At 59.0% G+C, this 22,548-nt stretch carries 18 protein-coding genes and 1 pseudogene; 6 read left to right on the forward strand and 13 right to left on the reverse strand.

The window, feature by feature from the left end:
- Positions 1 to 50 precede the first annotated feature (50 nt).
- Together phoR and FFH21_RS27625 are read left to right on the forward strand one after the other, a co-directional pair.
- Positions 51 to 1,373 carry a phosphate regulon sensor histidine kinase PhoR gene (gene phoR, locus FFH21_RS27620; RefSeq protein WP_005744878.1) on the forward strand — a complete coding sequence of 441 codons (1,323 nt, stop codon included), beginning with the start codon at positions 51 to 53 and terminating at the stop codon, positions 1,371 to 1,373.
- Between the two features lie 98 nt (positions 1,374 to 1,471).
- Positions 1,472 to 2,812, forward strand: a complete 1,341-nt coding sequence (locus tag FFH21_RS27625; RefSeq protein ID WP_002555884.1) for a hemolysin family protein — start codon at positions 1,472 to 1,474, stop codon at positions 2,810 to 2,812.
- Positions 2,813 to 3,627: 815 nt separating this feature from the next.
- On the opposite strand, the gene FFH21_RS27645 is transcribed toward FFH21_RS27625, so the two are convergent.
- The 8 genes from FFH21_RS27645 to FFH21_RS27680 all read right to left on the reverse strand — a co-directional run bounded on the left by FFH21_RS27645 (position 3,628) and on the right by FFH21_RS27680 (position 14,155).
- A complete protein-coding gene (locus tag FFH21_RS27645) occupies positions 3,628 to 4,530 on the reverse strand; it encodes a M23 family metallopeptidase (RefSeq protein ID WP_004659063.1) in 903 nt (300 codons plus the stop codon).
- A 229-nt stretch (positions 4,531 to 4,759) separates the two neighbouring features.
- Entirely contained in the window at positions 4,760 to 5,650 is an 891-nt protein-coding gene (locus FFH21_RS27650; protein WP_002555886.1) for a response regulator, read from the reverse strand.
- Between the two features lie 203 nt (positions 5,651 to 5,853).
- Positions 5,854 to 6,615 carry a phosphate signaling complex protein PhoU gene (gene phoU, locus FFH21_RS27655; protein ID WP_002555887.1) on the reverse strand — a complete coding sequence of 254 codons (762 nt, stop codon included), beginning with the start codon at positions 6,613 to 6,615 and terminating at the stop codon, positions 5,854 to 5,856.
- A gap of 70 nt (positions 6,616 to 6,685) precedes the next feature.
- Complete coding sequence (gene pstB, locus FFH21_RS27660; RefSeq protein ID WP_011169898.1) at positions 6,686 to 7,519, reverse strand: phosphate ABC transporter ATP-binding protein PstB; 834 nt, start codon at positions 7,517 to 7,519, stop codon at positions 6,686 to 6,688.
- Between the two features lie 66 nt (positions 7,520 to 7,585).
- Positions 7,586 to 9,202 carry a phosphate ABC transporter permease PstA gene (gene pstA / locus FFH21_RS27665; RefSeq protein WP_011169899.1) on the reverse strand — a complete coding sequence of 539 codons (1,617 nt, stop codon included), beginning with the start codon at positions 9,200 to 9,202 and terminating at the stop codon, positions 7,586 to 7,588.
- A 69-nt stretch (positions 9,203 to 9,271) separates the two neighbouring features.
- Positions 9,272 to 11,557, reverse strand: coding sequence for an ABC transporter permease subunit (locus FFH21_RS27670; protein WP_041924682.1), 2,286 nt, complete (start codon positions 11,555 to 11,557; stop codon positions 9,272 to 9,274).
- Positions 11,558 to 11,699: 142 nt separating this feature from the next.
- A complete protein-coding gene (locus FFH21_RS27675; protein ID WP_054073056.1) occupies positions 11,700 to 12,698 on the reverse strand; it encodes a phosphate ABC transporter substrate-binding protein PstS family protein in 999 nt (332 codons plus the stop codon).
- A gap of 167 nt (positions 12,699 to 12,865) precedes the next feature.
- The gene (locus FFH21_RS27680) at positions 12,866 to 14,155 is read right to left on the reverse strand and encodes an MFS transporter (RefSeq protein WP_011169902.1); all 1,290 of its coding nucleotides are present in this window, start codon (positions 14,153 to 14,155) and stop codon (positions 12,866 to 12,868) included.
- A gap of 431 nt (positions 14,156 to 14,586) precedes the next feature.
- On the opposite strand from FFH21_RS27680, the gene FFH21_RS27685 reads away from it, so the two are divergent.
- Positions 14,587 to 14,988 carry an acyl-CoA thioesterase gene (locus FFH21_RS27685; protein ID WP_002555893.1) on the forward strand — a complete coding sequence of 134 codons (402 nt, stop codon included), beginning with the start codon at positions 14,587 to 14,589 and terminating at the stop codon, positions 14,986 to 14,988.
- Between the two features lie 91 nt (positions 14,989 to 15,079).
- Positions 15,080 to 15,991 carry a D-hexose-6-phosphate mutarotase gene (locus FFH21_RS27690; RefSeq protein WP_004666602.1) on the forward strand — a complete coding sequence of 304 codons (912 nt, stop codon included), beginning with the start codon at positions 15,080 to 15,082 and terminating at the stop codon, positions 15,989 to 15,991.
- A gap of 20 nt (positions 15,992 to 16,011) precedes the next feature.
- Here FFH21_RS27690 and FFH21_RS27695 read toward each other — a convergent pair whose 3' ends face one another.
- The 4 genes from FFH21_RS27695 to purE form a co-directional block, all read right to left on the reverse strand.
- On the reverse strand, positions 16,012 to 16,545 hold the full coding sequence (locus tag FFH21_RS27695; protein WP_002555895.1) for a DUF3299 domain-containing protein: 534 nt from the start codon (positions 16,543 to 16,545) through the stop codon (positions 16,012 to 16,014).
- Between the two features lie 82 nt (positions 16,546 to 16,627).
- Positions 16,628 to 16,873, reverse strand: a complete 246-nt coding sequence (locus FFH21_RS27700; protein ID WP_002555896.1) for a GlsB/YeaQ/YmgE family stress response membrane protein — start codon at positions 16,871 to 16,873, stop codon at positions 16,628 to 16,630.
- Positions 16,874 to 17,208: 335 nt separating this feature from the next.
- The gene (locus FFH21_RS27710) at positions 17,209 to 18,291 is read right to left on the reverse strand and encodes a 5-(carboxyamino)imidazole ribonucleotide synthase (protein ID WP_011169903.1); all 1,083 of its coding nucleotides are present in this window, start codon (positions 18,289 to 18,291) and stop codon (positions 17,209 to 17,211) included.
- A 9-nt stretch (positions 18,292 to 18,300) separates the two neighbouring features.
- Complete coding sequence (gene purE, locus FFH21_RS27715; RefSeq protein WP_002555898.1) at positions 18,301 to 18,792, reverse strand: 5-(carboxyamino)imidazole ribonucleotide mutase; 492 nt, start codon at positions 18,790 to 18,792, stop codon at positions 18,301 to 18,303.
- Positions 18,793 to 19,170: 378 nt separating this feature from the next.
- On the opposite strand from purE, the pseudogene FFH21_RS27720 reads away from it, so the two are divergent.
- A pseudogene (locus FFH21_RS27720) lies at positions 19,171 to 19,784 on the forward strand (reprolysin-like metallopeptidase).
- A 38-nt stretch (positions 19,785 to 19,822) separates the two neighbouring features.
- On the opposite strand, the gene FFH21_RS27725 reads toward FFH21_RS27720, so the two are convergent.
- Positions 19,823 to 20,734: a LysR substrate-binding domain-containing protein gene (locus tag FFH21_RS27725; RefSeq protein WP_002555901.1), complete on the reverse strand. Its 912-nt coding sequence runs from the start codon at positions 20,732 to 20,734 to the stop codon at positions 19,823 to 19,825.
- 318 nt (positions 20,735 to 21,052) lie between these two features.
- Here FFH21_RS27725 and aspA point away from each other — a divergent pair, with 318 nt between their 5' ends.
- On the forward strand, positions 21,053 to 22,477 hold the full coding sequence (gene aspA, locus FFH21_RS27730) for an aspartate ammonia-lyase (RefSeq protein ID WP_003432831.1): 1,425 nt from the start codon (positions 21,053 to 21,055) through the stop codon (positions 22,475 to 22,477).
- Positions 22,478 to 22,548 lie beyond the last annotated feature (71 nt).

Raw genomic sequence — 22,548 nt, forward strand, 5'->3', positions numbered from 1 at the left:
CAGGCGTTGCGTCGACGCAGGGCAGTGACCAGACAAGGATTTACCCTTAATTGAATCAAAATTGGCACGGCACCTTGATACGCCACATGTTGTTGCTGGTCACCGCCTGCCTGTTGGTCGGCCTGATCAGTGGACAGTATGGCTGGAGCCTGGCCACCGGACTGGGCCTGTATCTGGCCTGGACCCTCAAACAACTGCTGCGCCTGCATGACTGGCTGAGCAGTCACAAGGCTGATGAGCCTCCTCCGGACGGTTATGGTCTGTGGGGCGAAGTCTTCGACAGCATCTACCACCTGCAACGCCGTGATCAGCGTGTCCGCGGCCGCCTTCAGGCCGTTATTGACCGCGTGCAGGAGTCCACCGCCGCGCTGCGTGATGCAGTGATCATGCTCGACAGCGACGGCAACCTGGAGTGGTGGAACCGTGCCGCTGAAACCCTGCTGGGTTTAAAGACGCCGCAGGACAGTGGTCAGCCCGTGACCAACCTGGTCCGGCATCCGCGCTTCAAAGAGTACTTTGCGCTGGGCGACTACAGCGAGCCGCTGGAGATTCCCTCACCGACCAATGATCGCTTGCGCATTCAGTTGTTGATTACCCGTTACGGCAACAATGAGCACCTGATGCTGGTGCGCGATGTGACGCGCATCCATCAGCTGGAGCAGATGCGCAAAGACTTCGTCGCCAACGTGTCTCATGAGTTGCGCACGCCACTGACGGTGATATTCGGTTATCTGGAAACCCTGCTCGATAACGTGGACGAGGTCAATCCGCGCTGGGTGCGGGCGCTGCAACAGATGCATCAGCAAGGCGGGCGCATGCAGACGCTGCTCAACGACTTGCTGCTGCTGGCCAAGCTTGAGGCTACCGATTACCCATCGGACAATCATCCGGTAATGGTCAGTACCTTGCTCAAAACCATCACCGCCGATGCCAATGCGTTGTCGGGCAGCAAGAACCAGCAGATCCACCTGAGCCTGGAAAGCGATATGCGCCTCAAGGGCAGCGAAAGCGAGCTGCGCAGCGCGTTTTCCAACCTGATCTTCAATGCCGTCAAGTACACCCCGGCAGAAGGCGTCATCCGTATCCGCTGGTGGGCCGACGAGCGGGGCGCGCACCTGAGCGTGCAGGATTCGGGGATCGGCATCGAGACCAAACACCTGCCGCGCCTGACTGAACGTTTCTACCGGGTCGATACCAGCCGCGCGTCGAATACCGGCGGTACAGGGCTCGGTCTGGCCATCGTCAAACATGTGCTGCTGCGCCATCGCGGCAACCTTGAAATCAACAGTGTTCCCGGCAAGGGCAGTGTTTTTACCTGTCACTTTGCCAGCGGCCAACTGTCCAAACCCGTACACGACGATTCAGACTACTAGGCAATCGCGCCTTGAGCCGCTACATTGCCGGGCTCATAGCGTCTTCTCTGGCGTGACATTACCCTCTTCTGTTAATACGGACCCTGCAAAACCCCATCATGGACCCTTCCCCTAGTTTCAACCTGTCTTCACTCTTCGCCGATTTCGGCATGATTCTTTTTGCTTTGTTCCTGGTCCTGCTCAACGGCTTTTTCGTTGCGGCTGAATTCGCCATGGTCAAACTGCGCTCGACCAAGGTTGAAGCCATTGCCGACAAGAACGGCTGGCGCGGGCACATTCTGCGCAAGGTACACGGCCAGCTGGATGCCTACCTTTCAGCCTGCCAGCTGGGTATCACCCTCGCCTCCCTGGGCCTGGGCTGGGTCGGTGAACCGGCGTTCGCGCATCTGCTGGAGCCGTTGCTCGCAGCGCTGGGCGTCGATACTCCGGAGCTGATCAAGGGCGTTTCGTTTTTCACTGCGTTCTTCATCATTTCCTACCTGCACATTGTCATCGGCGAGCTGGCCCCCAAATCCTGGGCGATCCGCAAACCGGAACTGCTGTCGCTGTGGACAGCGGCTCCGTTGTACTTCTTCTATTGGTTGATGTACCCGGCGATCTACCTGCTCAACGCCAGCGCCAACGCCATTTTGCGCATTGCAGGCCAGGGTGAACCCGGTCCGCATCACGAACACAGCTACAGCCGCGATGAGCTGAAGCTGATTCTGCACTCCAGCCGTGGCCAGGACCCCAGCGATCAGGGCATGCGCGTGCTGGCGTCTGCTGTCGAAATGGGCGAGCTGGAAGTGGTCGACTGGGCCAACTCCCGCGAAGACATGGTGTCGCTGGACTTCAACGCGCCGCTCAAGGAAATCCTCGCCTTGTTCCGCCGCCACAAATTCAGCCGTTATCCGCTGTATGACGCTGAACGTGGCGAGTTTGTCGGCCTGCTGCACATCAAGGACCTGCTGCTGGAACTGGCAGCGCTGGACCACATCCCGGAGTCGTTCAACCTGGCTGAACTGACCCGCCCGCTGGAGCGTGTTTCGCGACATATGCCGCTTTCGCAGCTGCTGGAGCAGTTCCGCAAGGGCGGCGCGCACTTTGCCGTAGTCGAGGAAGCCGACGGCAAGATCGTCGGCTACCTGACCATGGAGGACGTGCTTGAAGTGCTGGTGGGCGACATCCAGGACGAACATCGCAAGGTGGAGCGCGGCATTCTCGCGTATCAGCCGGGCAAACTGCTGGTACGGGGCGATACACCGTTGTTCAAGATCGAGCGTCTGCTGGGCATCGATCTGGACCACATCGAAGCCGAGACACTGGCCGGTCTGATCTACGACACACTCAAGCGCGTGCCGGAAGAAGAAGAGCAAATGGAAGTCGAAGGCCTGCGCATCATCATCAAGAAGATGAAAGGCCCGAAAATCGTACTCGCCAAGGTGCTGAAGCTGGACTGACCCGATCAGGTCTACCCGCTCAAGAGCGGACGCAAGGTGTTCTACCGGACGCCTATCGTTCCTCACGCTCCAGCGTGGGAATGCCGTGGGTGACGCTCCGCGTCACAGATCTGCGCCACGCCGCATACTCAAAAGCGGACGCAGAGCGTCCAGAACTGCATACCCACGCGGAGCATGGGCACGATAGGTGCTCTCCCGGACGCCTATCGTTCCTCACGCTCCAGCGTGGGAATGCCTTGGGTAACGCTCCGCGTCACAAATCTGCGCCACGCCGCATACTCAAAAGCGGACGCAGAGCGTCCAGAACTGCATACCCACGCAGAGCATGGGCAAGATAGGTGCTCTCCCGAACGCCTATCGTTCCTCACGCTCCAGCGTGGGAATGCCTTGGGTGACGCTCCGCGTCACAGGTCTGCGCCGCGCCGCATACTCAAAGCGGACGCAGAGCGTCCAGAACTGCATACCCACGCGGAGCATGGGCACGATAGGTGCTCTCCCGAATACCTATCGTTCCTCACGCTCCAGCGTGGGAATGCCTTGGGTGACGCTCCGCGTCACAGATCTGCGCCGCGCCGCATACTCAAAGCGGACGCAGAGCGCCCAGAACTGCATACCCACGCGGAGCATGGGCACGATAGGTGCTCTCCCGAACGCCTATCGTTCCTCACGCTCCAGCGTGGGAATGCCTTGGGTGACGCTCCGCGTCACAGATCTGCGCCGCGCCGCATACTCAAAGCGGACGCGGAGCGCCCTGAACGGCATACCGACGCGGAGCGTCGGCACGATAGTCAAGAAATGCACGGTCGCTCCAGCAGTCAATTCCCGCCGACGGCGAAGTTGGGCAGGCTCTGCACTGGTCTGGCGAATTCGTAAGGGATCGATACCAGTTCATGGCCCGAATTGCGTTGCACGACAAAGTGCAGATGCGGGCCGGTGCTGTTTCCGGTATTACCCGACCGCGCCAGCGCGGTTCCGACGCTGACCCGCTGACCTTCCCTGACACTCACCGAACCGCGCATCAGATGCAGATAGACGCCCATCGTGCCGTCTTCGTGCAGAATCCGTACGAAGTTGCCTGACGCATTCGAACCCCTCCCTGACTGGCTGTTTTCGATCTTTATCACCGTCCCGCCGCGTGCGGCGATGATCGGCGTGCCTTCGGGCATGGCAATGTCCATCGCATAGCGGCCCTTGGCACCGTAATGACTGTATTTGCCATTCGGCCCCTGAGTCAGGCGAAACGGTCCGCCAATCCACGGCAATGGGTATTTATAGGCCTGCACCGAACCTTTGGGATCGCCCAGGGTTGAAGTCAGCACCGAGGCGTAGTTCATCGGCTTGCTCCCCACTTTGGGGCTCAGCACCACCACACGTTCATTACTGCGCGCAGGGATCGTGCGGCGCAGCGTTGCTGACGAGCCAGAGACGCCCAGCACGTTGGTTACGCTGGAAAGCTTGAGTTCGACCTCGACCGGGGCGTACAGATCGTTGCGCACGTACAGGCTGTGCACGCCCTTTTCACGTCTGACACTCAAATGCACCTGGCCGTCGATACGCTCGACCATCCGGTCCCGAAACACCATGACCGATGCGCCAGGTGTTGGCCGATCCGAGAACGACACCACGCCATCGGCATCGGTGAATTTATAGATCGTGACTGCCCCGGCCGACTGCACAGTCAACATCAGGGCAAACAGGATAAGCAAGCGTGCAAGCATCAGAGGCGTTCGGGTTCAAGGGCACTGGGTGCCAAGCCTAGCAGCCTTGCAGACAGAAGAGGACTCGTCGGTATCAATCGGACATGAATAACGCGCCAGACAAGCCACGGACACAGCATGATCAGCGAGGGGGTGATTGCAGCGGGGTGAAGTTATTGGGTAGCTGTGCAGTAGGTATTTGGGGCATGCCAACGCGAACGTCGGCATGCCAGTCAGCAGGAGGCGTGTATCAGGCTCCGGGGATAAAGTGCTTCTGAGCCGTGCCACGTGCGATCAGGCGCGACAGGTAGTCGAGCTTCTGCGCATCCTGATCGACAAAGCGGAAAGTCACTTGCAGCCATTCACTGTCAGGCTTCTGCTCGAACGCGGCAACGGAGTGCAGATAGCCATTCAGGCGTGCGACCTCGTTGCTCTCGCCTTGCTCAAGGTCCAGTACCGCGCTGTCGAGCACCTGCGGCAGGTTTTCGCTGACGCGTATCACCAGTGTGGCGTCTTTCAGCGTCAAAGCCTTGATCACGCACGACTGAATGCCGTTGGGCAGGCGCAACTGACCCTGTCCACGACCGGCAGGCTCCGGCGATTTGGCTGCTACAGGCGGCGCTTTGGCGATGCCGGCAGGCGCGGCAGCTGGCGTGGCGCGAACCACTTCGGCCTTGCCGCCGGTCAATGCACTGAGCGAGTCATTGAGCGGCGAGTTCATGCGTGCCGGGGCTGTGGACATGACCGCATCAAGCTTGCCGACCTTTGCCAGCGCCTTCTTGACCTTGGTCAGCAACTGCTCGTTGGTGAACGGTTTGCCGACAAAATCGGTCACGCCGGCCTGAATAGCCTGCACGACGTTTTCCTTGTCGCCACGGCTGGTCACCATGATGAACGGCACGGTTCTCAGGTAATTGTCTTGCTCACGACACCATGTCAACAGCTCCAGGCCGGACATCTCGGGCATTTCCCAGTCGCACAGAATCAGATCGAACGACTCTTTGCCCAGCAAAGCCTGAGCCTTGCGACCATTGACTGCGTCCTCGGTATGAATCCCGGGAAAATAATTGCGCAGCCCTTTCTTGACCAAGTCGCGAATGAAAGTCGCGTCATCCACCACCAATACACTGACCTTACTCATCGACGCTCCTGCGGGCGTGTTCACCTGGAGGCGAACTGCGGTATGCCAACACGCCCTTTGTTTCGGCAAGCATAGCGTTGACCGGTGGCCAACTGCCATATTGATTGACTGCGCCGCGACATTTAATCCGCAGGCGACGGGAATACTCGTCTGCACAACGAAAAACGCCCAGCGCATGCTGGGCGTTTTTCTCGCAGGCAATCTTACTTATCGTCAGCGTCGCCCGGAACATTAGCGGTTTCGCTCGAGATACCCTGCACTTCTTCCTTCATGCGCTTGAGCCCCATGTGCCGCACGTCGGTGCCACGCACCAGATAAATCACCAGCTCGGAAATGTTGCGAGCATGGTCGCCGATGCGCTCCAGAGAGCGCAGCACCCAGATGACGTCCAGCACGCGGGAGATCGAGCGTGGATCTTCCATCATGTAGGTCGCCAGCTCGCGCAGGGCGGTTTTGTACTCACGGTCGATGGTCTTGTCGTACTGCGCGACCGACAGGGCCAGCTCGGCGTCGAAACGCGCGAACGAGTCCAAGGCATCGCGAACCATGTTGCGCACCTGATCACCGATATGACGGACCTCGACGTAACCGCGTGGCGCCTCGCCCTCTTCGCAGAGTTTGATGGCACGGCGGGCGATCTTGGTGGCTTCATCACCGATGCGCTCCAGGTCGATCACCGACTTGGAAATGCTGATGATCAGGCGCAGATCGGACGCCGCTGGCTGGCGACGAGCCAGAATGCGCAGGCATTCTTCATCAATGCTGCGCTCCATCTGATTGATCCGGTCGTCGACCTCGCGAACGCGCTGGGCAAGACCGGAGTCGGCCTCGATCAGTGCCGTGACAGAATCGTTCACCTGCTTCTCGACCAGGCCACCCATTTCGAGCAAATGGCTGCGAACGTCTTCGAGTTCAGCGTTGAACTGTTGGGAAATGTGATGCGTATGGCTGTCTTTGTGGATCATGCTGGGTGTCCTTGGAACGTCCGGTTAATAGCGAAAACGCAGCGGTGGTTCAGGTCTGACGAAGCACGTCCTAGCCGTAACGACCGGTGATGTAGTCTTCTGTCTGTTTTTTTGCCGGGTTGGTGAACAAGGTATCTGTATCACCGAACTCGACGAGTTTGCCCATGTACATAAACGCGGTGTAATCCGACACCCGAGCCGCCTGCTGCATGTTGTGCGTAACGATCACAATGGTGTATTTCGATTTCAGTTCGTAGATCAGTTCTTCGACTTTAAGGGTCGAAATCGGGTCAAGTGCCGAACAGGGTTCGTCGAGCAGCAGGACTTCCGGCTCCACGGCGATCGTTCGGGCAATGACCAGACGCTGTTGCTGCCCTCCGGACAACCCCAACGCCGACTCATGCAGTCGATCCTTGACTTCATCCCAGAGCGCAGCGGCTTTCAGCGCCCACTCGACAGCTTCATCGAGCACGCGCTTCTTGTTGATCCCCTGAATACGCAGCCCGTAGACCACGTTTTCATAAATCGTCTTGGGGAACGGGTTCGGCTTCTGGAACACCATGCCGACGCGCCGACGCAATTCAGCAACTTCCTCGCCTTTGGTGTAGATGTTGTGACCGTACAGGTTGATTGCGCCTTCAATGCGGCAGCCATCGACCAGATCGTTCATGCGATTGAAACTGCGCAACAGGGTCGACTTGCCACAACCGGACGGACCGATGAACGAGGTCACCTTCTGCTTGGGGATATTCAGGGCAATATCGAACAGCGCCTGCTTGTCGCCATAGAACAGATTCAGACCCGGCACTTCGATGGCCACGGTCTCATCGGCCAGATCCAGGCGTTGCTTGTGACGCCTCAGGGCCGACATGTTCATGCCGTGAGTCGGGCTTTCATGCTGCATGGATTGCTCCTGTGCGAACGATTCGCTTCATCGAACGGCTGCGTTTGCCAAAGGGCGAATTCGGGATCAATTGTCGAGCGCCTTATATTTTTCCCGCAAATGGTTACGGATACTCACAGCCGAGAGATTGAGCAAGGCGATGACCAGCACCAGCAACAGCGCGGTGGCGTAGACCAGCGGGCGTGCCGCCTCGACGTTCGGGCTCTGGAAGCCGACGTCGTAAATGTGGAAACCCAGGTGCATGATCTTCTGATCGAGATGCAGATAAGGATAGTTGCCATCCAGCGGCAGCGACGGGGCCAGTTTGACCACGCCCACCAGCATCAATGGCGCAACTTCCCCGGCAGCACGCGCAACCGCCAGAATCAGGCCGGTCATCATTGCCGGGCTGGCCATTGGCAATACAATCTTCCACAGCGTCTCGGCCTTGGTCGCGCCCAGCGCCAGCGAGCCTTCGCGCAGGGTCAGCGGAATACGCGCCAACCCTTCTTCGGTGGCCACGATCACCACCGGCACGGCCAGCAGCGCCAGGGTCAGCGAGGCCCATAACAGGCCTGGCGTACCAAACGTCGGGGCTGGCAGCGCTTCAGGAAAGAACAGCCGGTCTACCGAGCCGCCGAGCACATAAACGAAAAACCCGAGGCCGAACACGCCGTACACAATCGCCGGCACACCGGCCAGGTTGTTCACCGCAATGCGGATCAGCCGGGTAACCGGCCCCTGACGCGCGTACTCGCGCAGGTAAACCGCTGCCAGCACACCGAACGGCGTCACGATCACTGCCATGATCAGGGTCATCATCACCGTGCCGAAGATAGCCGGGAAAATACCCCCTTCGGTGTTGGCTTCGCGAGGGTCGTCACTGAGAAATTCCCACAGTTTCTGGAAGTAGAAACCCAGCTTGGTAACGGTGCCCATCGCGTTGGGCTGGTAAGCACGCACCACTTTGCCCAGGCTGAGTTCGATTTCTTTGCCATTGCCATCGCGGGCCGTCAGGCTGTCGCGATCAAAAGCCTCATGCAGGCCGTCCAGACGCCCCTCGATGACCTTGTAACGCGCCTCCAGCTCGGCACGTTCTGCAGCCATGTCAGCTTGCGCAGCGGCATCGAGCCGGCCATTGAGTTCCAGCTTGCGGGCCTGCAGACGCAGGCGCTCGATACCGTGATTGATGGCCCCGATGTCTTTCTTTTCCAGAATGTAGAGTTCGTCAGCCAGCTTTTCGACGCGTTTGATGCGCTCTTGCAGGATCGGCCAGGCAGCTTCGCCTTGTGCCACTATCCGGCCATCCTCCTTGACGTTGACCAGATAGCCGTAGAAATTGCCCCACTCCCGGCGCTCCAGTGTCATCAGTTCGGCAGGACGGCTCTGGTCGGTCAGCCAGTCGCCCACAACCCAGGTGAAATCGCTGGGGTTGAGGTCACGGTTGCCAACCTTGAACAGCTCACGGGTCATGAACTCCGGCCCTTGGTCAGGCACCGGCAGACCCGCGCTTTTCAAACGCGCACGAGGAACCTGTTCCTGCTCGACCCGCTCACCGACCAGCACACTCGATTCCTGATTGGGCACCGCATAACGTGCGACCACCAGGTCAGTTGGCCAGAAGTGCCCAAGACCCCGCACGGCGATCACCGCCAGCAGGCCGATGGTCATGATGACAGCGATGGATACGGCACCCGCACTCATCCAGACGCCAGGGGCGCCGCTTTTGAACCAGCTCTTGAGGGAGTTCCGCTTCACCAACGCCTACCTTCCTTACAACGCCGAGTATTGCTTGCGCAGTCGCTGACGAATCAACTCTGCGAGGGTGTTCATCACGAAGGTGAACATCAACAGCACCAAGGCCGCCAGAAACAGCACCCGATAATGGCTGCCGCCCACTTCCGACTCCGGCATCTCCACCGCGACATTGGCCGCCAGCGTGCGCATGCCTTCAAACAGATTCATGTCCATGATCGGCGTGTTGCCGGTCGCCATCAGCACAATCATGGTTTCCCCCACCGCCCGGCCCATACCGATCATCAAGGCCGAAAAAATAGCGGGGCTGGCGGTCAGAATGACTACACGCGTCAGGGTCTGCCACGGCGTTGCGCCCAGCGCCAGAGAGCCCAGTGTCAGGCTGCGCGGCACGCTGAACACGGCGTCTTCGGCAATTGAATAGATGTTGGGGATCACCGCGAAACCCATTGCAATGCCGACCACCAACGCGTTGCGCTGATCGTAGGTGATGCCCAGTTGGTCGCGGATCCATGTGCTCGTGTCGCCGCCGAAGAACCAGCTCTCCAGGTGCGGACTCATGCTCAGTGAAAACCAGCCCACCAATAGCACAACGGGAATCAGGATCGCGCCTTCCCAGCCATCGGGCACACGCAGGCGAAGCGAGTCAGGCAGACGGGTCCAGAAAAAGCCTGCCAGCAAAATGCCGATCGGCGTGAGTAGCAGCAAACTGAAGATGCCCGGCAAATGACCTTCCAGGTACGGCGCCAGAAACAATCCGGCAAAGAAACCGAGAATCACCGTCGGCATCGCTTCCATCAATTCAATCACCGGCTTGACCTTGCGGCGCATGCCCGGCGCCATGAAGTAGGCGGTGTAGATCGCGGCAGCCACGGCCAGCGGCGCGGCCAGCAGCATGGCGTAGAACGCCGCTTTCAGGGTGCCGTAGGTCAACGGTGCCAGGCTCAGCTTCGGCTCGAAGTCGGAGTTGGACGCCGTGGATTGCCAAACGTACTTGGGCTCGTCGTAATTCTCATACCAGACCTTGCCCCATAGCGAGCTCCAGGAGACTTCCGGGTGCGGGTTGTCCAGCGCCAGCGGCAACAGCTTGCCAGCGCTTTCGATCAGAACCCGGTTGGCGCGCGGCGATAACGCCAGAATGCCGGGACCGTCAGTTACCTTGTCGATCAGCAAGGTTCGGTGCGCGGTGCTATGGAACACGCCAAGCTTTCCCGAGGCGTCCAGAGCAATGAAGCCCTTGCGCCGCTGTTCGGCCTTGATCTGCTCGATAGGTGCGCTGCCCATTTTAAAGTCGCGGATGCGCATCAGGCGCTGCTCGCCGTCAGTGTCCCGGGCCATGAACCACTGGGACATGCTGCCCTTTGAGTTGCCAATGATCAGCGAAATACCGCCGACCAGTTGGGCACTCGCCGTGATCTCGGCGTTACCGTCTTCCAGCAATTTATAGCGGCCATTGAGGGTTCGGTCGCGCAGGCTGAACACATCCGCCTGAGCGCGACCATTGATGACATACAACCATTGCTGGCGAGGGTCGATGTAAATCGCTTTAACGGCGGCCGACATCTGCGGTAGCTCGATGCGCGTCTGCTCACGCGTCATCTCGCCGGTCATCATGTTTTCTTTCTGCTCGAGCGAAATAACGTGCAACTGAGTACCGGTAGACCCTGCCAGCTTCAGGCTGTCGCCATCGGCACTGACGGTCACATGCTCGACTGCACGACCGGCCTCATTCAGCACCAAAGGCGCTTCGCCGTAGGGCCAGGCCACGCTCGGGGTGATGGTTTTCTGATTGTTCGGGTAGGTCGTCAGGTACGAGTGCCTGAACACCAGCACCTGGCCATTGGACAGTCCCAGGGCTATCAATGGCGCGCCGGGCTGATCCTTGCCGATGGAAGCGACGGACACGCCAGCGGGCAGTGGCAAGGCAACCTTATGCAGCTCTGCGCCATCCTTGACGTTGAAAAAGATGACTTCACCCTTGTCGGAAATGCGCATCCCGATCTGGTTCTGCTCTTCGATTGCGATCATCAACGGCGCACCCGCATCCTGCATCCAGGCGGTATTCAGCACGGGTTCGGAGGTGAGGCTTGCGCCTTTGAAGAGCGGCGCGACGACATAGGCCAGATAGAAGAAGATCAGTGTGATCGCCGCCAGAACGGCAAGGCCACCAATAGCGACGTACCAGTGAGTGAGGCGATCCTTGAACGCACGGACACGACGCTTTCTCACCATCGCAGGCGTATTGAAATCAATACGCGCTGGAGGCGAGCTTTGGTCCATCGTCGATTTGAACAGCTCATTCATGCGCACACACCGTAGACGCCTTGTATGACAGAAACATTACAGCAAGGTGACGCAAGAAAGCCCGCTGCCTGCGAAACCGGCGGCGGACTGTTCAATTTGTATGCAGGCCAGTCCATTGAGCCCCGCTCCAAAGCGTACGTGACTACTTTACCGCCACGCCGGCCGCGCCCTGCAGGCCAAGATCGGCCAGCGTCTTCTCGACGACACGGGCGGGCAGCGGGATATAACCGTCCTTCATCACCACTTCCTGGCCCTGTCTCGACAGCACCAGTTTTACAAACTCGGCCTCCAGCGGCGCCAAGGACTGGTTCGGCGCCTTGTTCACGTACACATAAAGGAAGCGCGACAGTGGATAACTGCCGTTCAGGGTATTGGCTTCGCTGTCTTCGACAAACTCGCCCCCTTCCTTCTTCGCCAGCGGCACAGTTCTGACGTTGGATGTCTTGTAACCGATGCCTGAGTAGCCAATGCCGTTAAGCGAATTGCTGATGGCGCTGACGACCGAGGCGGAACCAGGCTGTTCGTTGACGTTGGCTTTGAAATCGCCTTTGCACAGGGCTTCTTCCTTGAAGTAACCGTAAGTGCCCGACACCGAGTTACGACCGAACAACTGGATCGGTTTGCCTGCCAGATCGCCGGTCACGCCGACATCACCCCAGGTTTTCGCATCCGCCCTGGCACCACACAGCCGGGTCGCGGAAAAGATTGCGTCCACCTGCTGCAGGGTCAGGCCCTTGATCGGATTGTCCTTGTGCACGAAAACGGCCAATGCGTCCACAGCGACCGGAATAGCGGTCGGTTTGTAGCCGTGTTTCTGCTCAAAAGCAGATAATTCGCCGTCTTTCATCCTGCGGCTCATCGGGCCCAGATTGGCCGTGCCCTCGGTCAGCGCGGGTGGCGCCGTGGAGGAGCCGGCCGCTTGAATCTGGATGTTCACGCTCGGGTATTCTTTCTTGTAGGCCTCGGCCCACAGGGTCATCAGATTTGCCAGAGTATCGGAGCCGACACTGGAGAGATTGCCCGACACACCGGAGGTCCTGGTATAGGCCTTGATGGCAGGGTCGACGGCAGCCAGCGTATTGGCTGCCGTCGCGCTGGCGGCACCCCATATCAGTGCAGCCATCAAACGCTTGAGTGTCATCCTTGCGCTCCTGGCAGGGTATGTAGGTGTCCACAAGCCTTTTGGGCCAGTCTTGTGACTACTCTATGAATTGATTATGACAATAAGATGAAAAGGCCATCGCCCCTCGCAGGGAGATAGCCTTTCGCTGTAGCGGATACCTTGAGCGTTTTACCAGTGGGTGCTGATCAACGCTTTCTGGTGAGCAAAAACACGCCGATTGCCATACCCAGGCCGCAGAGAATCGCGACATACCAGGCCGGGCCCATCGGGCTGCTCTTGAGCATGAACGTCACCACCATCGGCGTCAGCCCCCCGAAAATGGCGTATGCCAGGTTGTAGGAGAACGACAGCCCGGAGAAACGCACCATGGGCGGGAACGCCTTGACCATGACATAAGGAACCGCGCCGATAGTGCCAACGAACAGGCCCGTCACGGCATACAGCGGGAACAGCACTTCCGGATGGCTGCCGAGGATGTGATAGAACGTCCAGGAACTGACCAGCAAACCTGCGCTGCCCAGCAGAAACACCCAGCCTGCGCCGAAACGATCCGCCAGCGCGCCCGCAGCGATGCAACCTACGCTCAGGAAGACAATCGCCAGGCTGTTGGCTTTCAGCGCGGTAGCGGCCGGAAAGCCATAAATGGTTTGCAGGATGGTCGGTGTCATCAGGATCACGACGATGATGCCGGCAGACAGCAACCAGGTCATCAGCATCGACAGCGCAACGGCGCCACAATGATCACGCAGCACCGCCTTGAGCGGCACCTCTTCGGCCAGTGCCTTGCGCAGTTGCAGTTCGGCGAACACCGGCGTTTCATGCAGCAGGCGACGCAGATACACCGACATCAGGCCGAACACGCCACCCAGCAGGAAAGGGATACGCCAGGCGTAATCCGATACCTCGACCGGGGTATAGATGCTGTTGATCGCCGTAGCGACCAGCGAGCCCAGCAGGATGCCCGCTGTCAGCCCTGCGGTCAGGGTGCCGCAGGCATACCCGACACGCCGTGCAGGCACATGCTCGGACACGAAGACCCAGGCGCCAGGCACTTCACCGCCGATGGCGGCACCTTGAATGACGCGCATCAACAGCAGCAGAATCGGCGCCCACATGCCGATCTGTGCGTAGGTCGGTAGCAGACCCATGATCAGGGTCGGCACCGCCATCATGAAAATGCTCAGCGTGAACATTTTCTTGCGCCCCAGCAGATCGCCGAAGTGCGCCATGATAATGCCGCCCAGCGGCCTCGCCAGATAACCGGCGGCGAAAATGCCGAACGTCTGCATCATGCGCAGCCAGTCGGGCATGTCCACCGGGAAAAACAGCTTGCCGACCACCGCCGCGAAAAACACGAAAATGATGAAGTCGTAGAACTCCAGCGCGCCACCCAAAGCAGACAGCGAAAGGGTTTTGTAATCGCTGCGGGTCAAAGGCCGCGCAGGCTGCGTGGAACTTGAAGGAACAGATGACATGACAAGGCTTCTCTTTACTTGTTCTTTAAAAAGGGGCAAGCGACAGCAACGCTGGCTGCTGCGGGGTGCCGTGCAGAAGCGATTGTCGAGGGCAAAGGCGCAGATAGGCACCAAAATTGCGTGTACAGGCAGTCTTGTCACCTGTAGAGGTCCAGCAAGATAGCAAATTGCTCTCAAAAACACATGTCAAGAACTGCATCATTACAAAATGGAAACCAGACGGTCGTTCTATGACGCAACGCCCGATATACTCGCAAGTCGTCAGCAGCACTGGGAAGTTGTGCGAAAACGTCTGAATCAGCGGGTTTCGCAGAGTTTCTCTATGGGCCACACCGGCACTGAACACACAATGTTCATGCGCATGGTTTTGAATGGCGCCTGTTAACCGCGGCATACAATAATGAGAGTCATGGGTCAGAGGCACCCTAGGCATGATCGAGCTCGAACAAGAAGATCCAACTCCGCAAGGCGACCTTGCACTGCAAATTACCGCCCTTCCCCGCGAAACCAATGGCTTTGGCGACATCTTCGGCGGCTGGCTGGTCTCCCAGATGGACCTGGCGGGTACAGCCATGGCCAGTAAAGTGGCCGGCGGCCGTGTAGCGACCGTGGCGATTGATCGCATGGCGTTTCTGGTCCCGGTCGCAGTTGGAGAGCAGCTTTCCTTTTACACCCGCACCCTGGAAGTCGGACGCACCTCGATCAAGATGATGGTCGAAGTGTGGAGCGATGACCCGCTCACCAGCGAATGGCGCAAGGTCACTGAGGCCGCATTCGTGTTCGTGGCCATAGATTCCAGCGGGCGGACACGCTCAGTTCCCGCACGGCGGTAACTGGTTGCTCAACCCAAGGATGGCTGCCCGGTTAAACTCACCTTGCGTGAAGCGGTCTATTTTCGTCACGGTCATTGAGTGAGAACTTTGCATGCCAACATCCCCGGTTGAACCCAACGTTGAATCTGTCCAGTACGACGAACTGAACTGCTGGCGTATTCGCCACGGCGAAGCAGAGCTGCTGGTTGCGCAGCAGGGCGCGCATATCCTCAGCTATCAAGTGGCCGGACAGCAGCCTCTGGTGTGGCTGAATGAAGAGGCGGTTTTCAAGCAAGGCAAACCCATTCGCGCGGGCATGCCCATCTGCTGGCCGTGGTTCGGTAACCTGGAACGCAACCCGCAAAGCGTGCAGGCAATGCGCGACAGCAGCGAACCTGCCAAGGCGCATGGTGAAGTGCGAGCGCTGGATTGGCAGTTGCTGGGGATCGGAGCAGATGGCGATGCACTGCTGGTGGAGTTCGTCCTTCCGGAAGCCGAAGGCCACCTGCCAGGCTGGCCGCACAACGTCGCCCTGAAACTCAGCATCCGTCTGGACCATGCCCTGAACGTCAGCCTGGTCAGCTACAACTGCGGCACAGAATCTGTCGTTATCAGCCAGGCGCTGCACACCTATTTCGCCGTCAGCGATGTTCGTCAGGTCAGCGTCGAAGGGCTAGACGGCCTGCGCTACATCGAAACCCTGGCAAACTGGGAAGAACGTGAACAGGCCGGCGACCTGACGTTCACTGGCGAAACCGACCGTATCTACAAGGATACGCCGGGTGTGCTCAGCATCGTTGACCCCCAATGGCAGCGCCGCATCCATATCCGCAGCACCGGCTCGAAATCAGCCATCCTGTGGAACCCGTGGATCGAGAAAACCGGTAAATTCACCGACATGGCAGCAGATGGCTGGCAGCGCATGGTCTGCGTCGAAACGGCCAACGTGCTGGACGATGTGGTGACGCTGGCCCCCGACCAGATGCATGTTCTGGGTGTGAGTATCTGGAGCGAGGCGCTCTGATCAGTTATTGATCAACCCCATCAAAGGTCCGACTCAACCACAACGCGGACCTTTGACGCATCCATCGCATACGCAGCATCAGCCAGATCGTTACTGACCTTCTCGATTTTCAGGGTTCCTTCTACCCACAGTGGTGTGTAGATATCATCCAGTTTCAGGCCTTTGGGGTAACGCACCAGCACCAATTGGTTGGGCGGCGGTGGCGGAACGTGAATGCAGGCGCCTGGATAGGGCACGATGAAGAACAGCGTGCTGTGGCCCTTGGCATCGGTTTCGAGGGGTACAGGGTAACCGCCAAGACGAATGGTCTTGCCGTTCATTGCCGGGACGGTCTTGGTCGAATACATGACCGCTGGCAAACCCTTGCTCTGCTTCAAGCCACCCTTGCTGTCGAACGTGCCCATCGCTTCCGGAGAGTTGTGGTCAATCTCGGGCATGGCTTCGAGGGCTTTTTGATCGGACTTGGGCATCAACTCAAGCCAGTCGGTTTCCGGCAACTGGGCGTGTGCAAGCCCGGACAGCAGCAGAAGAGTCATCAACAAAAAGCGGCGCATGATAAAGCTCGGCAAAGAAGGAAGAGTTGCCGCGCATTCTAGCCCTCTGTGCCGCGCAGAACAGAGGGCTGAACATTAAACGTTATTTCTTTTTGATCATGCCGTAGATAACCAGCAGGATGATTGCACCTACCAACGCGCCGAGGAAACCTGCACCCTCGCCCGCTTGATAGATACCCAGCGCCTGACCACCATAAGTGGCTGCGAGCGAGCCGGCGATACCCAGTACGATGGTCATGATCCAGCCCATGCTGTCGTCGCCCGGCTTCAGGAAGCGAGCCAGCAGACCAACGATCAGGCCGATAAAGATGGTTCCAATGATACCCATGCCATTCCCCTCTGTATTAAGTGAATATGCCTGGGCTAATGAGCAGCCCCGACCTACTGCTATCTGAGAACAGCGGCAGGGAATGGTTCCGGCGCAATGGACAGTTTGCTTCGGGGTGGAGAATTCTTCATGAATGACAGGGCCTGGCGATAGCGCAGAACGGCTAAACAGGGCTGACACCCCGCTAATTCTCGTTCCCACGCTCCGCGTGGTAATGCATTTCGTGACGCGGAGCGTCACCCAATGCATGCCAACGCGGAGCATTGGCACGATAGTCAGTTGGATTTGTGTATTACGTCGAGCGCAGAGCATTGGCACGATAGCCGCGGGCCTGATCAGCCCTTGATCAACGCTTCAACCAGCTTCACCTGACGATCCAGCGTAGCGCGGTCAACGCTGCGGAGCGTAGCGTGTCCTACTTTGCGGCCAGCCTTGAACGCCTTGCCGTAGTGGTGCAGGTGGCAATCTTCGACGGCGATGACCTTGTCCACTGCTGGCACTTCACCGATGAAGTTGAGCATGGCGCTCTCGCCGACCTTGGCTGTGGAGCCCAGCGGCAGACCGGCAACCGCCCGCAGGTGGTTCTCGAACTGGCTGCACTCGGCGCCTTCGGTCGTCCAGTGACCGGAGTTGTGGACGCGCGGCGCAATCTCGTTGGCTTTCAGGCCGCCGTCGACCTCAAAGAACTCGAATGCCAGCACGCCCACGTAATCCAGCTGCTTCAGGACACGACCGGCGTAGTCTTCGGCCAGTGCCTGCAATGGGTGATCGGTGCTGGCGATGGACAGGCGCAGGATGCCGCTGTCGTGCGTGTTGTGAACCAGCGGGTAGAACCGGGTCTCGCCATCACGTGCGCGAACGGCGATCAGCGACACTTCGCCAGTGAACGGCACGAAGCCTTCCAGAAGGCAAGGCACGCTGCCCAGCTCGGCGAATGTATCGGTCACGTCTGCTGCCGAGCGCAGGACCTTCTGGCCCTTGCCGTCATAACCCAGCGTGCGGGTCTTGAGCACCGCAGGCAGGCCAATGCTGGCCACCGCAGCATCCAGATCGGCCTGCGACTGAATATCGGCGAATGCGGGCGTCGGAATGCCCAGATCCTTGAACATGCTTTTTTCAAACCAGCGGTCACGCGCAATGCGCAACGCCTCGGCGCTCGGATAGACCGGTACGAACTGCGACAGAAACGCCACGGTCTCGGCCGGAACGCTTTCGAACTCGAAAGTCACCAGATCGACTTCATCAGCCAACTGACGCAGATGGTCCAGATCGCCGTAATCGGCACGCAGATGCTCGCCAAGTGCAGCAGCACAGGCATCCGGCGCGGGATCGAGAAAGGCGAAGTTCATACCCAGCGGCGTACCTGCCAATGCCAACATGCGGCCGAGCTGGCCGCCACCGATTACACCGATCTTCATGGAAAAACCTCAGGCGTGGCGTGGGTCTGGATTGTCCAGGACGCTGTCTGTCTGCTCAGCGCGGAATTTCTTCAGCGCTGCGTGGAATTGAGGGTGTTTGGCGCCCAGGATACTGGCCGAAAGCAGCGCAGCGTTGATCGCCCCCGCTTTGCCGATGGCCAGGGTCGCTACCGGAATACCCGCAGGCATCTGCACGATCGACAGCAGGGAGTCGACCCCCGACAGCATCGACGACTGCACCGGAACGCCCAGCACAGGCAGGTGGGTCTTGGCGGCACACATGCCAGGCAAGTGAGCAGCACCGCCAGCACCGGCGATGATCACTTCAATGCCACGGCCCTCTGCTTCGTCGGCGTACTGGAACAGCAGGTCCGGCGTGCGGTGAGCTGACACCACCTTGACTTCATAAGGGATGCCGAGCTTTTCCAGCATGTCGGCAGTGTGGCTAAGGGTGGACCAATCGGACTTGGAGCCCATGATCACGCCAACCAGTGCGCTCATCGTCGTGCCTCTCATCGGGCGCCCGCAGGCGCGTCTGAAAACAACAAGCCACGCAGGGGAACCGGCGTGGCTTGTTGTACGAATAGTGACCGATTTAGCCGGCCAAAGGCCGCGCAGTATACCGCAAAGTGGTGAGTTTAAAGCACCTGCGATCACCTTCTGTCAGCAGCACCGCCAGAGATCGACGCAAGCCGTGCCCTGGAGCCGGACACACTGAAGTTCCAACACGTTAACCAGCGCGCCTTACAACATGAAAGGCCTTGCCCTACGACGCTAAGCCATATAGCGGGCCTGTCAGGCCCGGACAGTATTTGTTTAACTGGAAGCGCGACATTGAAGTCGCGATCTAACCTGACTCTCAAGGATGAGAACGTACCAATGAAAAACAAACTGAAAGTCTGGCTGTCACTTGCCGTCTTTTTTACCTGCCATTTGCCAGCGCCGACGGCCCCAATCTGGGACTGTTCGTGATCATGCACGATCAACTGACAAAATATGAACGCGCTGAACTGGGTGACAACTACTTGAATCCCTTTCTCGCTCAGTTGCAGGAAATCACGGGGCGCAGGACAACGGTCACATTCATCAACGACGAACCGGGCCTTACAGACTTCGCCTATCGTGGGGAGGAGGGTGAACAGTCGTTATACAGGCTATTTCAGACGAGCACCGCTTACGCAGACGCTAAAAACCTGCCACGCCCGTCCGAGCGCCATAAATACCTGCTGGTGACTTCCAATAAAATCCACGGGACGTTACACGGCGTTGCAGCAACAAGCCATCACGTCGCGATGGCGTCCCTGAAAGATTACAACACGCTGCCGCATGAGATCGGCCACCTGTTTGGCGCTACGCATGAGGCGGCTAGCGGTTTTCCATGCCAGACGACTATGTGGGGATATTCCACCACCTCTATCATCCCCTGCTATTACTTCAGCGATGCCAACAAGGAATTGATTCGCAAATACGTCGATAACATATCTGTTCGCTGAGCAAACGGCCTGTTGTCATGCATCACAACAGGCCGTTTTTATGCTTCGCCCGGCGACGCTGCACTCTCGAGCTTGCGCCACAGCAGGCGCACATTGGCCTTGCGTACCAGAGCGCAACGGTAAAGGCGAATCTCCAGCGGCACATGCCACTGCGGCCCGCCACACACCACCAGTTCACCGCGCGCCAGTTCGGCGCGCACACTCAGTTGCGGAACCCAGGCGATGCCCAGCCCTTCCAGTGCCATGCTTTTCAGGCTATCGGCCATCGCCGTCTCGTAAACCGTTGTGAACCGCAGGTTGCGCTGACGCAGCAGAAGATTCACCGAGCGCCCGAGAAAGGCCCCGGCGCTGTAGGCAAGCAACGGCACACTGCCCTCGCCTTCCATATCGAATAACGGCTGCCCATCGGCATCTGCCGCACAGACCGGCAACATCTCGGTATGGCCCAGATGCAGCGAGGGGAAGATTTCAGCGTCCATTTGCAGCGCGGCGTCAGGATCATAGAACGCCAGCATCAGATCGCAGCCACCTTCACGCAACGCGTGTACGGCATCGCCAACGTTGGTGGCCACCAGCCGGGTGGCAATGTTCAGCCCTTCGTTACGTAGCTGGGCAATCCAGCGCGGAAAGAACCCCAACGCCAGCGAGTGTGCCGCAGCAACCTGCATCACCTCGCCCTGCCCACCTTCCAGATGATGCAGATGGCGCACGACTTCGCCCAGTTGCTCGACCACAGTACGCGCGGTGACCAGAAACAGCTGCCCGGCAGCCGTCAGTTCGATGGGCGTGCGCGAGCGATTGACCAGCGTCAGCCCCAAGGCCGACTCAAGACTGCGGATACGCCGACTGAACGCTGGCTGAGTCACGAAACGACGCTCGGCGGCCTGAGAAAAGCTGCGGGTGGCCGCCAGGGCGCTGAAATCCTCCAGCCATTTGCTTTCCAGATTCATCAGGTCCTCCCGGACAATGGATGACGGCTTCGACAGGCAATTGCGCATGCCCTGCACGCACCCGGCTTGAAACGACCGCAGTGGGACGACCGGCAACGCGCTGCGGATACATGGCCAGACGGCTCTGGCAAGGCCGCCGAAGCAGCGTCCGGGTGCGACATTTTGCCCCCTTTACGCACTTAACGGAATCCGGGTCACACCCTGATTATGCCGTTATTGCATAGGCCAGCGTTTAACAGCATTGGTCAAGACGGGGTGGGAAGCCCACTATTCGCGGCGTTCCGGCATTGTCCGTGCCTTTTTGAGACTTCTTTTATCATGTCCTCGCCTGCATCATCGCGCATCGAAAAAGACCTGCTTGGTGTTCTCGAAGTACCTGCCAACGCTTACTACGGCATCCAGACCCTGCGAGCGGTGAACAACTTTCACCTCTCCGGCGTGCCGCTTTCGCACTACCCGAAACTGGTAGTCGCGCTGGCCATGGTCAAGCAGGCGGCAGCAGATGCAAACCATCAGCTCGGACACCTCAATGACGCCAAGCATGCGGCGATCAGCGAGGCCTGCGCCCGCCTGATCCGTGGCGACTTCCACGATCAGTTTGTGGTGGACATGATTCAGGGCGGCGCCGGCACGTCCACCAACATGAATGCCAACGAAGTCATCGCCAACATCGCTCTGGAAACCATGGGTTTCGAGAAAGGCGAATACAAACACCTGCACCCCAACAACGATGTCAACATGGCGCAGTCGACCAACGACGCCTACCCCACCGCGATCCGTCTGGGTCTGCTGCTGGGTCACGACGCCCTGCTCGCCAGCCTGTCCAGCCTGATTCAGGCCTTCGCCGCCAAGGGCGAAGAATTCAACCATGTGCTGAAGATGGGCCGCACCCAGTTGCAGGACGCCGTTCCAATGACCCTGGGTCAGGAATTCCGCGCCTTTGCCACCACCCTGACCGAAGACCTCAACCGCCTGCGCAGCCTGGCACCCGAGCTGTTGACCGAAGTGAACCTGGGCGGAACCGCCATCGGTACCGGCATCAACGCCGACCCCGGCTATCAGAAGCTGGCGGTCGATCGTCTGGCGCTCATCAGCGGTCAGCCGCTGGTGCCGGCAGCCGATCTGATCGAAGCGACCTCCGACATGGGCGCGTTCGTACTGTTCTCGGGCATGCTCAAGCGTACTGCGGTCAAGCTGTCGAAGATCTGCAACGACCTGCGCCTGCTGTCCAGCGGCCCGCGCACCGGGATCAACGAAATCAACCTGCCGGCACGCCAGCCCGGCAGCTCGATCATGCCCGGCAAGGTCAACCCGGTAATCCCGGAAGCGGTCAATCAGGTTGCTTTCGAAATCATCGGCAACGACCTGTCGCTGACCATGGCCGCTGAAGGCGGACAATTGCAGCTCAACGTGATGGAGCCACTGATCGCTTACAAGATCTTCGACTCTATCCGCCTGTTGCAGCGCGCCATGGACATGCTGCGCGAACACTGCATTGTGGGCATCACGGCCAACGAACAGCGCTGCCGCGAGCTGGTCGAGCATTCGATCGGCCTGGTGACCGCACTGAACCCCTACATCGGTTACGAAAACTCCACCCGTATCGCCCGCATCGCGCTGGAAACCGGCCGCGGCGTGCTGGAACTGGTGCGTGAGGAAGGTCTGCTCGACGATGCCATGCTCGACGACATCCTGCGCCCGGAAAACATGATCGCTCCGCGTCTGGCCCCCTTGAAGGCCTGACAGGAAATGACCTGCGCACCAAGCTCACCAGATTGAGGGCCTAGACACCCCTCAATTTTTTGAGGGTCTGG

Origin of the sequence: Pseudomonas sp. KBS0707 (assembly GCF_005937945.2) — a bacterium.
Classification (GTDB): Bacteria; Pseudomonadota; Gammaproteobacteria; order Pseudomonadales; family Pseudomonadaceae; genus Aquipseudomonas; species Aquipseudomonas amygdali.

Excerpts from the sequence above, each read along its gene's own strand:
- FFH21_RS27625 (WP_002555884.1), top strand. The coding sequence starts at position 1,472 with ATGGACCCTTCCCCTAGTTTCAACCTGTCTTCACTCTTCGCCGATTTC.
- FFH21_RS27645 (WP_004659063.1), bottom strand. The coding sequence starts at position 4,530 with ATGCTTGCACGCTTGCTTATCCTGTTTGCCCTGATGTTGACTGTGCAG.
- FFH21_RS27650 (WP_002555886.1), bottom strand. The coding sequence starts at position 5,650 with ATGAGTAAGGTCAGTGTATTGGTGGTGGATGACGCGACTTTCATTCGC.
- phoU (WP_002555887.1), bottom strand. The coding sequence starts at position 6,615 with ATGATCCACAAAGACAGCCATACGCATCACATTTCCCAACAGTTCAAC.
- pstB (WP_011169898.1), bottom strand. The coding sequence starts at position 7,519 with ATGCAGCATGAAAGCCCGACTCACGGCATGAACATGTCGGCCCTGAGG.
- pstA (WP_011169899.1), bottom strand. The coding sequence starts at position 9,202 with ATGAGTGCGGGTGCCGTATCCATCGCTGTCATCATGACCATCGGCCTG.
- FFH21_RS27670 (WP_041924682.1), bottom strand. The coding sequence starts at position 11,557 with ATGAATGAGCTGTTCAAATCGACGATGGACCAAAGCTCGCCTCCAGCG.
- FFH21_RS27675 (WP_054073056.1), bottom strand. The coding sequence starts at position 12,698 with ATGACACTCAAGCGTTTGATGGCTGCACTGATATGGGGTGCCGCCAGC.
- FFH21_RS27680 (WP_011169902.1), bottom strand. The coding sequence starts at position 14,155 with ATGTCATCTGTTCCTTCAAGTTCCACGCAGCCTGCGCGGCCTTTGACC.
- FFH21_RS27685 (WP_002555893.1), top strand. The coding sequence starts at position 14,587 with ATGATCGAGCTCGAACAAGAAGATCCAACTCCGCAAGGCGACCTTGCA.
- FFH21_RS27690 (WP_004666602.1), top strand. The coding sequence starts at position 15,080 with ATGCCAACATCCCCGGTTGAACCCAACGTTGAATCTGTCCAGTACGAC.
- FFH21_RS27695 (WP_002555895.1), bottom strand. The coding sequence starts at position 16,545 with ATGCGCCGCTTTTTGTTGATGACTCTTCTGCTGCTGTCCGGGCTTGCA.
- FFH21_RS27700 (WP_002555896.1), bottom strand. The coding sequence starts at position 16,873 with ATGGGTATCATTGGAACCATCTTTATCGGCCTGATCGTTGGTCTGCTG.
- FFH21_RS27710 (WP_011169903.1), bottom strand. The coding sequence starts at position 18,291 with ATGAAGATCGGTGTAATCGGTGGCGGCCAGCTCGGCCGCATGTTGGCA.
- purE (WP_002555898.1), bottom strand. The coding sequence starts at position 18,792 with ATGAGCGCACTGGTTGGCGTGATCATGGGCTCCAAGTCCGATTGGTCC.
- FFH21_RS27725 (WP_002555901.1), bottom strand. The coding sequence starts at position 20,734 with ATGAATCTGGAAAGCAAATGGCTGGAGGATTTCAGCGCCCTGGCGGCC.
- aspA (WP_003432831.1), top strand. The coding sequence starts at position 21,053 with ATGTCCTCGCCTGCATCATCGCGCATCGAAAAAGACCTGCTTGGTGTT.